Source organism: Candidatus Pantoea bituminis (genome assembly GCF_018842675.1).
GTDB classification, from domain to species: Bacteria; Pseudomonadota; Gammaproteobacteria; order Enterobacterales; family Enterobacteriaceae; genus Pantoea; species Pantoea phytostimulans.
On the sequence record NZ_JAGTWO010000005.1, the window covers coordinates 163,572 to 176,902 of the forward strand.

Below are 13,331 nucleotides of genomic sequence, written 5' to 3' on the forward strand. Positions count from 1 at the left end.
ATAGCGCAACGGAATATTTCCGCTGCGCTGCTGCTCCGATCTTGAAGATTTTCAGAATGTTGGTCGTTATGGATGCACCTGTAGCGTGATTGAGGATGCAACAATTGGCGCCTCAAATTTGCCCTGCGCAAGGTCGGCGGCGACCTGCGGATAGATGTCATCAAGCCGATAAAAATAGAGCAACGCCATGTTTAACAGCGCGAGTACCAACGGGAATGCGATAAACAGAAACTGGATCATCTGTAATGCGCTGGCGGGTTGAACGCCGCCGCCACTGACAAATCCCGCAGCGCTTAGCATCCAGCCAACCGTCGCTGTACCGAGTCCCATACCGACTGTCTGACCAAGCGTACCGGCGCTAAACAGAATACCTTCAATACGCAGCCCGGTTTTCCACTCGCCGTAATCAATGGTGTCAGCCAGAAAGGCGAACATCGTTGCCCCAATACCACAGAACCCAATACTGCGCACCACCGTGGCGATAATCACAAACAGCGCATCTTGCCGGTTAAATAAAGGGATCAAATAAGCGATACAGCATATCGATAAGCCAAGCAGCGCCAGATTTCTTTTGCCTAGCTTCTTGATGAGAAAAGGAATGGTAAGCAGCGTAAGCAGTCCCGGCAGATACTGCGCCACGCTAATCCACGACATCATCGAGATGTCTTTCAAAATATATTTTGAGTAGTAAACGCTGATGGTGCTCAACATCGTCAGGCTGGTAAACGTGATCATCAAATAAAAAAAGATCATCATCCAATACTTGTTCGCCAGCATTGAGCGCCGCACGCGGTGAAAAGAGATGTGCTTACGATTATCATCGCGTACCGGTTTTATGCGCTCACGCGTTCCAAGGGCGGTAATTGTCAGAAAAACAGCGGTAAATGTGCCGTATAGAGCAAAAACCACCAGCCAGGCGCGGCTATCGTTGCCCAGCCAGGCGATGAGCGGCAACGTAATTACGCCAACGGTCAGCGAGCCGCAAGTAGAAAGCCCTTTGCGAAATACGCTAAGAATGCCGCGTTCTACGGTATCGCGCGTGATCAGCGCCAGTAGAGAACCGTAGGCGATGTTATTAGCCGTAAAAAAATGTTTGCCAGCAAATAGGTTACGCAAACCCAGGTGACTTTCACCGTATAACTGGCGTCCGGTACGCACGCGAGGAGAAAAGTTGAGAGACCAAACGGGATGGCAGTCCACAACACCCATGGCCTCGCTTTGCCGTAACGTGTTTGCGTTTTATCGATGCGGATGCCGACCCAGATGCACAGCAAGCCATCCAGAACACGGGCAATAAACATCAACGAGCCAATCAAAAACGCAGGCACACCGACCACATCAGTGTAGTAATACGCCAGAAAAGTCACCATCAAGGTGTAAGTCAGATTCGTGCCGTAATCGCCAAAACCAAATGATAAACGTTCACGCAGACCTACCGGCGGATAGGTTGTAATTTGTGGATTCGCTTTCATAACGCCTCCTCGCCACACAGGATGCAGAGATCCCAACCCGCAATGTCCAGCGTTTCTCCCTGTTCAACGGCGTGGTTGTTCAATAATGAAGTGGCCCGTAGCAAAGGGTTTTTCGCCTGTTGCGGTGTAGAAGAGTAATTGAGCAGGAAAATCACTGTTTGCTGCGTCTTGGTTTTCGCTTTCCGTACGATCAGGGGAAAGGCGTAATCTGAGCGTAGCGGCGTTAATGCTGGCGTGGCAAGAAGCCCGCTAAAGATGTGCTCCATGCCTTCGCTCGACAGGTTACAACCAATATAGGTCGCCGAACCTTCGCCATACGTGTTACGGGTGATAGCCGCATATTTACCCCAGTAAGGATGCTCATAGCGCGCCAGCACTTCTGTTTCTGCTGAGGTGGGCTGCAATAATTCCATCCAGTCTGTTACGCAACCGACATCACCTTCTAACTGAAAAGTCTCTTGCGACAACCGCACATCATCAGGCTCAACAAACAGCTGATAGGAAACGCCACACGCTTCGCCAATAATGCCCGGCTGCAAGGCGGTGCGCACCTGCAGATTTTCATCTGCGAATCCCGATTTAAAAGAATAAATGATATGCCCGCCGCGCTCGACAAAGGTATTCAGGCGTATCAGCAGTTCATCCGATGCGGCATACAGCAACGGCACAATTAATACGTCATAACGTAGTGCGCGAGGATCATCAGCGTCAAGAATATCCAGCTCGATATTCAACCGATACAGCGCGTCATACCAGCTACGGAAAAAGTCGTTGTATTGATGCGCCTTGTCACCGCCAAATTGATGCCCGCGCCACGGATGCCAGTCCACCGCCGTCAGACAACGGTTACTGACCAGCATCGCCACGCGATTGGTCTTGGTCAGGCCCGCTAATAGGGGGATAACCTTTCAAGGCTGTTGCCAATGCCGCATGCTTCATCATAAACAGGATTCGGCAGCAGATCGTGGCTGAGTAAACCTTTCCAGTAGGTTTCCCAGGAATTATGAATTGAGTGCCAATGCCAGTAGCCGACCATTAACGCACCGTTAGCGATATGGCTAAACGCTTGTAATCTCAATTGCCCCGGATAAGGCGTCCAGTCTTTAAACGCTTGCGCCTGGGTTTCCAATACAAAGTAGTTTTGATCTTTAGTCGTGCGAGCAATATCACCCGTAAACGCGATTTCCGCGCCAGTAAGGCGTGATTGCCCAGGATGATAGACATCTACACCGGTCACATCCAGCAGGCGTGACGTGGCGAAGTGGTCAACTTCAGCGCGTAGGCCAAATGACCAGTTGCGCCAGTCAAAATCGAAATTGTGAGTGATAAATTGCGACGCTGAACGATACTGCTTCACCAACTCGACCTGCCACGACAGAAAATCGATCACTAACTGGCGCTGAAAAGCTTTGAACTCCGCGCCAAGGCTGGCATTGATAGTGCCTTCCACTGACGGGAAATCTTCCCAGGCATCCACGCGGTTGCTCCAGTAATCCAGCCCAAAAGCGCGGTTAAGCGAAACCAGATCATCATTAAATTTTTTGCGTAGCGACTTAACAAAGGCCACCTGAATGTGATGGCCACTGGTTTCATAATATTTGGTTTCGTTATCAACCTGAAAACCGATGACAGCAGGATGTGCAGCCGTGGCCTCTAATAACTGACGAATAATGCGTTCGGCGTAATAGCGATAAACCGGGCTAGCGATATCCATTTTTTGTCGTGGCCCATATTTATTCTGGCCCTGCGGCGTTGTCGCCAACACTTCTGGATAACGTTTTGCCAGCCAGGCGGGCACCGCGTAGGTAGGTGTACCGATAATCACGCTAATGTCATTTGCATGCATGCGATCAAGAACCGTTATTACCGAAGAAAAATCAAACTCGCCTTCTTGCGGTTCATAGGTGCTCCAGGTGCTTTCAGCGATGCGTACATAATTGATGCCCGCAGCTTTCATCATGGCGATATCTTTTTCCAGACGCTCTTCTGGCAGATATTCACGATAATAAGCAGTACCAAACCAAATCTTCTCCATTCGCATTCCCGCTTTGTTTGCCGCTCAGGCTGCTAACTTAGCGGAAAGCTTCGATGCGAAGCTGTAGACGGCTGTCGCCAACATACAGAAATCTGCTATCGCCTTAAGAGTCTGATCGCGATCACAAAACCGCGGTTAAGCCGATTGACCCACGCTTGAGCGCCTTTAGCGTGCGCTGTAATCAGATAACGCGTAAGTTATAACCCCTTTTATTTCGGTTTGCTGTGTATCGATTTATACCGAGAACGCTTTGCACTGATTAAAATAATTTGGCATATTTTTTGACCCGGTGATGAGTCTGATAGCGTTACCGGACAACGCCAGCATGAGTTTTATTTTTTATTTAGGGAATGCTTGAAGGAAAATGAAGAAATTATTTGTCTACGGCACATTATGTCCGGGCCGCTCTAATGCACATATCCTGGAAAATATTGGCGGTGAATGGCAACAAGGTTATGTAACGGGGACCTTTTATGAGCGGGGCTGGGGAGCAGCAGCAGACTTCCCAGGCGTTGTGCTGGATAAGAACGGCCAACGCGTCAATGGTTACCTTTTTTCTCTGACAAGCTTGAGCCGCATTGGCCGATGCTGGATGAATTCGAAGAGGGTTATGATCGCGTTGAAGTGAGTGTTACAACAGCAGCAGATCAACAGGTTACGGCTTGGGTATATCAACTTCAGCCACAAATCAGCTGATAATCTACTGAACTGGCCCTTCCAAACCAGCGCGGCCTCACTGACATTTTCGTTGTTTCGCTGGTTCCACTCATCACCTCATCCGCGTATTTAATCCTCTCTGTAACTGTTTCTGAAACCCCGACTTGTAAACAGATGAAAATATTCTCCTGAAACATTAATTCAAATGTGGCTGAAGTTTTCATAAGCAATTAATTAGCAGTAAAAGCTAAAACAGATAACACAAAAGGGTATTTGATAACATCCATCACAACTTGTTAACAAGGTTCGTGATCATCAACGTTGTCGAAGTTGAACAGCGCTAACAGTGCAACAACGTCTAACAATCAATCGTGTTTACGCTTTCCTAATGGCCGGCTTTACCTTCCGTTTTCTGAGGAGTTCGATAATGAAAGCATTAGTTCAGGATGTTTTATCTATATTTTCCCATCCGACCGTTAAACCCGTATTTATCCGTTCAGGGTTATCTTTTCGTGAAAAAATTCCATTCAGCCTATGGGAGTTACATCGGTAAGTTGGGCGACATCCATGGAGGAATTAAATGACGCCTTGTTACATAAAGCCCTGGATGCGGGTGCCGTGGGATATCACATCACCGAAGTCGAATCTCACAAACAAGGTAAAGATGAGCAGTATCTGCTAGCCGCGACGGCGACGCTGTATACCCTCAATGAAAAAGTCGCTTATGGCTAACCCGTGACGTTTAATTATTCATCGACAACAAAGGCATTCATTAACTGCTCAACAGCACATTGTCTTATTTTTATTACCGAGACAATGTGTTTTTTCACATCACTTTAAATTTCTCGTCTTTTGCATAGCCTATTTTTTAATAATTTTCAGTTATGAAATTTCACTACTCTTACATTAATAAAGGAATCTACTCTTTTCTTTCTGTTACGTGCAGAGTTTTCTCCGGCAGCTTTGACTTTGTTATCACAACCTTCAGTTAAATCACGCTGTTTACTTTAGCATCCCCGTTTTGTTTATTATTCGTACTCAACTGAACAACGCCATCTTTTAGCATTCCCTGCGCTGGTACTTTTCTTCGGTTGATAAACGGAGTCTATTTAGTCAATGTAAAACATTCGTCCCCTCATCCCATTACTTTTCACTTAAGAGAACTTATGTCTACTGTGATTACTTCCAGCTGTGTTTATCGTGTCGGCCAAGACAGTTTCGAAGGCAAACTGGTTTATACCGATAACAATTCCTCTCCGCGCCCCGGTGTGGTCATGGCACCAAACTGGATGGGTGTGACATCCACTGCCATTGAGCAGGCAGAAAAAATAGCCGCCGAGGGCTATGTGGTTTTGATTGCTGACCTCTATGGTCAGGGAAGCGGCCTGCATCAGGTGATGACGCAGGTAAATATATGATGGAAGTTAAAGATACGCCCGCTGAAGTTGAACGCATAAATGCCGCGCTGGTTGCCTTGGTGAATCAAAAAGAAGTGGCAGTTTCAGCCAGTAAAATTGCCGCTATCGGTTTTTGCTTCGGTGGCCATTGTGCACTTGAATTAGCGCGTAGCGGTGCTGATATTAAGGCAGCTGTTTCTTTCCACGGTACGCTAGATACCAGTGGCTTATATGAAGATAAAGAACTCAAAAGCGCCGTATTAGTCCTGGACGGTGCTGCCGATCCACTCGTGCCGAGAGAGCAGCTTGCCGCGTTTTCTCATGAAATGACGTCTAAGAATATTGACTGGCAATTAATCAGTTATGCAGGTGCGGTGCACTCGTTCACCGATCCAACGGCGAATGTTGAAGGCGTTTCCCAATATAATGCTGATGTTTCACGTCGCGCATTTAAATCTATGTTCGCACTGTTTACCGAAGTCCTTTAATCCTTTTAATTTACTGCCGTGGTGTCTGGATATTCAGACACCACGCTTTCCACCAGCGCGTGAGTTATGCCATTGCTTACTATTTATCCCACCTGACATTCATAATCAAAATCCGCACTATTCGATAAACGCTTTTCCCTGCTCTTTTTGAAACAGTGATAAATTGCTCGCCCTCAGGCATCTGCTCTGCCTGAGAAAAGGGTATCTACTGAATAAAATAAAATAGACAGGGTAATTGAACGTGAACAAATCTTTGCCGTTAGCCATATTCGTGACACTTAGCGCGAATTCGGCCTTTGCCAGTACTGGGCAGCAAAATAATGGATTCATCGAAGACAGCCAGCTTGATGTATTACTTCGCAACGCTTATATCAAGCGCGATTATAAAGATGAAGGCGTACGCGATCGTGCGGAATGGGGCCAGGCCGTTATTGCTACCTATTCATCCGGTTTTACGCAAGGCCCGGTAGGATTTGGTGTTGATGGTATTGCTCAATATGCTGTGCGTTTGGATGGCGGACGCGGTCGTAGTGGTGCTGGCGGCATCGACTTTTTTGCTCAGGACCAGGATGGAAAAGCAAAGTCCGACCTCGCTAAATTCGGTGCTACTGCGAAGATGCGCTTCTCAAATACCGTGCTGAGCTACGGGACACAGCGCCCTGCTCTGCCCATTTTGAATAGCGATGATTCCCGCCTGCTGGCCGAAACCTATACCGGTTTTATGCTCGACTCTCAGGAGATCGAAGGCCTGGATGTCAGCGCGGGTTACTTTACCGATGAACAACAGAAAAGTGATGACAGCCATGATACCGGCCTCAATAGCCTGGCTTTTGCTGGCGCACACTACCAGTTTAACGATCAGTTCAGCGGTGGGTTTTACGCTTCGCACGTTCAGGATGTTCTGAACAAGCAATATCTGAATCTGAACTATCGCCAGCCTTTAGTGGCTAACCAGGCACTGATACTCGATTTCAATGGTTATAACTCACGTCTTGATCAGTCTTATGCAGACAGCCAAAATACCGGACGTAGTAATTCCATCTGGAGCCTGGCGGCAAGTTACGTGTGGGATATTCACACGTTTAAACTGGCTTATCAGCAGAGCAGTGGCAGCACGGGATACCATTATGGTGGGTATCGCAATCAGGGCGGCACTGGCGATGGCGGCAATACCATTTGGCTGGCGAACTCCTATTGGTCAGATTTCAATGGTGAAGATGAACGATCCTGGCAGGTCGCTTACTCGGTTGATCTGGCGGGATTAGGCGTTCCTGGGTTGAGCTATGATGCAGCGTATGTCCGCGGTGACAATATCAAAACCTCGGCATCCAGCAATGGTCATGAGCATGAATTCTTTAACCAGATCCAATACAAAGTTCAGGATGGATTCGCTAAAGATCTGAAACTGAAACTGCGTTATTCGATTCTACGCGTTTCGTCAGATGCAGCCGATTATAATATCGGCGGTAATGAAGTTCGTGTCTTTGTTGAGTATCCTTTCTCACTGTTGTAATCCGATTTGATGTAAATTTCTCATTAAAGCAGTGGCAACGCACTCAGCCACTGCTCCTTTCAATGCGAAGTGAAAAATGCTCACAGAAAAAACGTTATTGTTTGTTCTGCTCGCCATCAACCTTCCGATTAAATTAGAGCGAAAGGCTGTTGCATGTAGGATCGGTTTTATTACAGCTTCGGTTAGCCGTGAGGTTAGTGAGATTTAACGTGTTCAATGAGGATATATGGAAAGAATTGAGTGTGATCGCATGTTCATTGCTGTCATGGAAACAGGGAGTTTTACCGCCGCTGCCCAGCGTTTGAATACCAGCCACGGACAGGCATCAAAACTTATTTCTCGTCTTGAGCGTGAACTTGGCGTGAATTTACTCCGACGCAGCACCCGTTCTTTGACGCCCACCGAAGTGGGCCGTGCCTATTATGAACAAATTAGGCAGCTTATCGCCGACTATGATGCACTCAATGATTCCGTGCGTAATACGTCAAATTCGCCCTCAGGTACATTGCGAATTTCTGCCCCCGTCACTTTTGGAACATTGAAATTACCGCATCTTTTGATCGAATTTGCGCGTCAGTATCCTGATATTGAGCTGGATGTTCATTTTGCCGATCGCGCAGTGAATGTGGTTGATGAAGGTTTTGATCTGGCATTACGCATTGGCAATCTGGAAGACAGTAATCTGATCGCCAGAAAGCTCAGCGATATCCGTATTGTTCTGGTTGCCTCTCAGGAATACCTTTCACGCAGAGGAGTACCGATGCATTGGGAACAACTTATTGAGCATGACTGCATTGTAGATACTAACTTTCGCGATCCGTATCAGTGGCCATTCAGGGATGAAAATCAGGGCATCTCTACGCAGCCAGTACAAGGTAGAATGAAATTATCCAATGCTGAAGTGTGTCTGAATGCAGCTATTGCCGGGCTGGGAATCTCTCGTCTCCCCACTTTCGTCGTGAGCGAAGCCCTTAAAAGAGGCGAGATTCAGTCTGTCCTCACCCTTTTGAAGCGCCGCCAATGGGGCTTTACGCCGTCTATCCCCCAGCCAAATATCTGGCGCATAAATCCCGGGTATTAATAGACTTTTTGGCTGCCGCATTCTCTGGAAAACCAACATGGGACACATCGCTGTAATATCTTTAAAAGAGAAACAACCCCTCTTTTCGATGATTAATGTGTGTGTAAGAAAGCGGATACGTTTAAACAATCCCGTTTTCCGTTGACTACTTTGCCACCGGCAAATCTGAGAAACGGGTGGTGTACGCCGGAGAAAGCATTTCGCGTTTCATCGCCCATGACTTCACTGTTCCCTGTCCAGCAAACCCAATACGGCCGCGCTCTTTTTCATTGATCTGATCCATAACCTGCATCAACGCTGCGCTGTTGGCCTGCGGCTGGAATTCATCAAAAAGGTTAAGCTGGGCAACGCCCTGACTGAAAAAGTCGCTGAGAATAACCCCCGCTTTCATGTAGCGATGACCCTCTTTCCACATCGCATCAAGTGCACGAACGGCGACGCGAATAATATCGCGCGTATCATTTGAAGGAATTGGCAGGTTACCGCTCACCTGATTTGTATAGAACACTTCGCCTTCCGCATGGGGACTGGTGCGAATAAACACGCTGATCAAACGACAGTGCTGCCTTTGCTGACGTAACTTTTCTGCGGCACGTTCAGCGTAGGTGCAAATCGCCTGATGCATTTCTTCATATTCAGTGATGCGATAACCAAAAGAGCGGCTGCACATGATTTGTTGCTTGCTGGGGGAATATTCGTCCAGTTCCAGACAGGGCTCGCCGCGTAATTCGCGCACGGTGCGCTCCAATACCACGTTGAAGTGTTTTCTGATGATCCAGGTACTTTGTTCGGAAAGATCTTTGGCGGTAATAATGCCCATAGCGTTGAGCTTTTTGCTGATACGTCGTCCGACGCCCCACACCTCTTCAACCGGCACCAGCGCCATCAATTTTTTCTGTCGTTCACTATTAGAGAGGTCAAGCACGCCGCGGGTTTTAGTCCATTTCTTTGCCGCGTAATTTGCCAGCTTCGCCAGGGTTTTGGTTGGTGCAATGCCGATGCCTACGCGCAGATGTGTCTCTCGCCAGATACGCTGCTGAATCTCGTAGCCAAATTCCTCCAGCACGCGACAATTACGGATGCCCGCCATACTCATAAAAGCTTCATCAATTGAATAAAACTCTACTGCGGGTGCCATCTCTTCCAGCGTACTCATCACACGATGAGACATATCAGCATACAAGGCATAATTTGAGCTAAATACTTTTACCTTATGATGAAGTAATTCATCTCTGATTTTGAAATACGGCGCACCCATTTTTATGCCCATTTTTTCGCTTCCGCTGAACGCGAAATAATGCAGCCATCGTTATTTGAAACCACGACAACCGGCTTTCCCCGCAGGTCGGGCCTGAATACGGTTTCACATGAGGTATAAAAATTATTAACGTCGACTAATGCAAACATAGTAGCCCAGGGAATGAAAGCATCGGCAAATCAGCGTGAACACATCACCTGACGTGATAAAAAGCGGACTGTTTTTAATTAATTGATGACTCAGCAAGCTTTTCATCGTAGCGTTACCGATAAACTGTATATCCATACAGTATTGCTGATGCAGAGAATTGATCAAGTCTAATCTGGCCTTAATGAACAACTTGCTCATTATTCATGCTTTTTTCGACTAATTTTTCAAAACCATGCTAAACGGGATGACATCTCGGGTGCTTTTATGCGGAAGCGGCATCATCCGGGTCCGCTCTGAGGCATAACGCCTGGCGACAGGCTTTTTTAATTAAAAAGGAGTTGAGCCTGGCGAGATAATGAACAAATCTCTTTCACTAAAACAGAATAAAAGGGGATTTCTTTGATGGATAGACAACCGCGTAATAAAGGTGGATTACCGCCAGACGCTATTTGATCGACAATTTTCTAAGGATGGAAATAAGGACCCGTCGTAATAGAATCACGCGCGATCAGGCTGGCCGTAAACACTTTTTGTTGTTCAAATTCTCCACCATCCAACATGGAAAGCAGGCGATTGATTGTCTCTTTGATCATTTCAGTGACGGGCATTTTCATGCTAGAGAGGGAAGGAATAGTGTAGGGCGCCAGTGGAATGTCATCAAAGCCAATCACCGACACAGCAGAAGGCACCGAAATATGGCATTCAGCCAGCCTCTTTAGAGCCCCGACGGCCATCTCATCATTGCTGGCAACAAGCGCGCTAAATGTCTGGCCTCGCTTAAGCAATATATCAACCGCATCCACGCCGCTTTGCGCCGTCCATTTTCCTTCCACAATATGCGCGTTATTTATCTCGATATTTTGTTCAGCGAGTGCAGATTTATAACCTGAAAGGCGTTCCATTCCGGTTGGAGAATCGAGTGAGCCGGTAATAAACGCGATATCGCGATGGCCTAATTTAATGAGATGTTTTACCGCCGCTGCGCTGGTTAATTTTTGATCAGAAAAAATGCAGTAACTGTCGTTGCGTCTCAATCGCCGGTTGATGACCAGGATGGGCTGTTTGTGGAGCGAAATGATCTCATCCATCTCAGCAATAGAGAGAAAACGCGGATAGATAATGATGCCGTCGCAGCGAAGATCCAGCAAAAACTGAATTGCTGCCCTTTCATCTTCAGCCGTATGTTTGCCATCGGCGAGTATCAGTTGACGGCCTTGTTCTTCCATCATGCGGGCTGAGTGAAGCATCAACTCGCTGAAGATATTGCCGCTATACAAGGTGTTAGTGACCACCAGCCCGATAGTTTGCGTGCTTTTTATCGCAAGATTACGCGCCAGTAAATTAGGACGATAGCCTGTTTCCGCAATGGCCTGCAGCACGTGCTCGCGCTTTTCCTGACTGACGTAGCCGTTTCCAGACAGAACGCGGGAAACTGTCGCTTTTGATACACCGGCTTTTTTAGCCACTTCAAGTATTGTTGCCATCATTGCGCCGTCTGAATCGCCCTCTTTTTGGCAGTCTACCTAAGTCACTCTTTGTTTTGAAATATTTTCCAATTTGTACTGCATGCCCCGGTGATCCTTCAGGTTGATCATCGTCACATAATCAAAAATTCACAAATTTTATCTCTTGTTCATATCGATAAACATCTTCATGATTTTATGAAACCGGTTTCCTACAGAGGTTTCATAAGCGATGCCCAGGCTGAAAAAAGCGCTGAATTATTCAAATGACATTGGCATCGTTGATGTAACACACCGGTCAGAACACTTACCGATTTCTCTACAGAGATAAAACCTATGCCGAAGAACTACGCTGAGGTCTCACACGCTATCGTTGATGCGCTAGGTGGCCTGAATAATATTGAGGCGGTCACGCACTGTATGACTCGCCTGAGATTTGTGGTGAAAGACCCCTCGTTGATCAACAGCCCGACACTGAAATCTATTGATGGTGTCATGGGCGTGGTTCATAACGACACGCAGTGCCAGGTTATCATTGGCAACAACGTGTCGAAGGCTTACCAGGAAGTATTAAAACTGGGTACGCCGAATGCCGCACCGTCTTCAACCGCACCCCGTAAAATAACCTTGAAAGGGATTGGCGCAGGCATTCTTGATGCACTCGTCGGAACAATGTCACCTTTGATCCCCGCCATTATCGGCGGCTCCATGGTAAAACTGCTGGCCATGATCCTGGATATGGCCGGTGTTTTTGAAAAAGGCTCCTCAACGCTGATCATTTTGAATGTTATTGGCGATGGCGCATTTTTCTTCTTGCCGGTGATGGTGGCTGCTTCTGCTGCGCTTAAATTCAAAACCAACATGTCGCTGGCCATTGCGATTGCTGGCGTGCTGGTTCATCCCAATTTTGTTGACCTGATGGCGAAAGCGGCACAAGGACAGGTTGTCGAATTTGCCGCTATTCCAGTGACAGCAGTGAAATATACTTACACCGTGATCCCCGCGCTGGTGATGACCTGGATTTTGTCTCACATTGAAAGAGGCGTTGATCACATCACGCCGGCGGTAACCAAAAACTTCCTCAAACCCATGCTGATTGTGTTGATCGCTGCCCCGATTGCGATTGTCTTCATCGGGCCGCTGGGCATCTGGATTGGTAGCGGCATTTCGGCAGTCGTCTACACCGTTCACGGTTATCTGGGCTGGCTTTCTGTCGCTATTATGGGCGCAATATGGCCATTGTTGGTGATGACCGGCATGCATCGTGTTTTTACCCCAACCATCATTCAAACCATCGCAGAGACCGGTAAAGAAGGCATGGTTATGCCTTCTGAAATTGGCGCCAATTTGTCTCTTGGTGGCTCATCTTTGGCAGTCGCTTTCAGGACTAAAAATCGTGAATTGCGTCAAACTGCCTTGGCCGCAGCGGCTTCGGCGATTATTGCCGGGATTTCTGAGCCAGCGCTGTATGGCGTGGCAGTGCGCTTAAAGCGCCCTTTAATCGCCTGCTTAATCAGTGGCTTTATTTGCGGCGCGGTTGCCGGTATTGGTGGGCTCGCCAGCCATTCGATGGCCTCTCCCGGCCTGTTTACCAGCGTACAATTTTTCGATCCCACCAACCCTATGAGCATCGTCTGGGTCGCTGCCGTGATGGTGCTTTCCGTGGTGCTCTCCTTTATTCTCACGCTCATTTTAGGGTTTGAAGACATCCCGGAAAGTGAAGCAGCGCCGACATCAGCGAGTCCCCTTTCCGCTGACACCGTTAAAACTGTTAATGCTAATTGACTGGCGATCGTTGCCAGATACTGAGGTTTTTT

General features: G+C 47.5%; 5 protein-coding genes and 6 pseudogenes. 7 read left to right on the forward strand and 4 right to left on the reverse strand.

What is annotated here, in order from left to right; all coding sequences use genetic code 11:
- Positions 1 to 66: 66 nt before the first annotated feature.
- Both KQP84_RS23270 and KQP84_RS26340 read right to left on the reverse strand, forming a co-directional pair.
- Positions 67 to 1,472 (reverse strand): annotated as a pseudogene (locus KQP84_RS23270) (MFS transporter).
- A pseudogene (locus tag KQP84_RS26340) lies at positions 1,469 to 3,507 on the reverse strand (beta-galactosidase). The pseudogenes KQP84_RS23270 and KQP84_RS26340 overlap by 4 nt, the downstream one beginning before the upstream one ends.
- A 364-nt stretch (positions 3,508 to 3,871) precedes the next feature.
- Here KQP84_RS26340 and KQP84_RS23280 point away from each other — a divergent pair.
- The 6 genes and pseudogenes from KQP84_RS23280 (at position 3,872) to KQP84_RS23300 (ending at position 8,699) form a co-directional block, all read left to right on the forward strand.
- A pseudogene (locus KQP84_RS23280) lies at positions 3,872 to 4,203 on the forward strand (gamma-glutamylcyclotransferase family protein).
- A 388-nt stretch (positions 4,204 to 4,591) separates the two neighbouring features.
- Positions 4,592 to 4,896: pseudogene (locus tag KQP84_RS23285) on the forward strand (YdgH/BhsA/McbA family protein).
- A gap of 434 nt (positions 4,897 to 5,330) precedes the next feature.
- Positions 5,331 to 5,582 (forward strand): dienelactone hydrolase family protein, encoded by a 252-nt coding sequence (locus tag KQP84_RS25655; protein ID WP_252515522.1) that lies wholly within the window; start codon positions 5,331 to 5,333, stop codon positions 5,580 to 5,582.
- A complete protein-coding gene (locus KQP84_RS23290; protein ID WP_252515523.1) occupies positions 5,582 to 6,049 on the forward strand; it encodes a dienelactone hydrolase family protein in 468 nt (155 codons plus the stop codon). The genes KQP84_RS25655 and KQP84_RS23290 overlap by 1 nt, the downstream gene beginning before the upstream one ends.
- Positions 6,050 to 6,290: 241 nt before the next feature.
- Positions 6,291 to 7,562, forward strand: coding sequence for an OprD family outer membrane porin (locus KQP84_RS23295; protein ID WP_215848481.1), 1,272 nt, complete (start codon positions 6,291 to 6,293; stop codon positions 7,560 to 7,562).
- Positions 7,563 to 7,788: 226 nt separating this feature from the next.
- A pseudogene (locus KQP84_RS23300) lies at positions 7,789 to 8,699 on the forward strand (LysR family transcriptional regulator).
- A gap of 89 nt (positions 8,700 to 8,788) precedes the next feature.
- On the opposite strand, the pseudogene umuC reads toward KQP84_RS23300, so the two are convergent.
- Both umuC and KQP84_RS23310 read right to left on the reverse strand, forming a co-directional pair.
- A pseudogene (umuC, locus tag KQP84_RS23305) lies at positions 8,789 to 10,050 on the reverse strand (translesion error-prone DNA polymerase V subunit UmuC).
- Between the two features lie 465 nt (positions 10,051 to 10,515).
- Positions 10,516 to 11,535, reverse strand: a complete 1,020-nt coding sequence (locus KQP84_RS23310) for a LacI family DNA-binding transcriptional regulator (RefSeq protein WP_215848705.1) — start codon at positions 11,533 to 11,535, stop codon at positions 10,516 to 10,518.
- Positions 11,536 to 11,850: 315 nt separating this feature from the next.
- On the opposite strand from KQP84_RS23310, the gene ascF reads away from it, so the two are divergent.
- Positions 11,851 to 13,299, forward strand: coding sequence for a PTS cellobiose/arbutin/salicin transporter subunit IIBC (gene ascF / locus KQP84_RS23315; protein ID WP_215848482.1), 1,449 nt, complete (start codon positions 11,851 to 11,853; stop codon positions 13,297 to 13,299).
- Positions 13,300 to 13,331: the final 32 nt, after the last annotated feature.

Bases quoted from the DNA above. Each gene is read 5' to 3' on its own strand.
- KQP84_RS25655 (WP_252515522.1), top strand. From the start codon at position 5,331: ATGTCTACTGTGATTACTTCCAGCTGTGTTTATCGTGTCGGCCAAGAC.
- KQP84_RS23290 (WP_252515523.1), top strand. From the start codon at position 5,582: ATGGAAGTTAAAGATACGCCCGCTGAAGTTGAACGCATAAATGCCGCG.
- KQP84_RS23310 (WP_215848705.1), bottom strand. From the start codon at position 11,535: ATGGCAACAATACTTGAAGTGGCTAAAAAAGCCGGTGTATCAAAAGCG.
- ascF (WP_215848482.1), top strand. From the start codon at position 11,851: ATGCCGAAGAACTACGCTGAGGTCTCACACGCTATCGTTGATGCGCTA.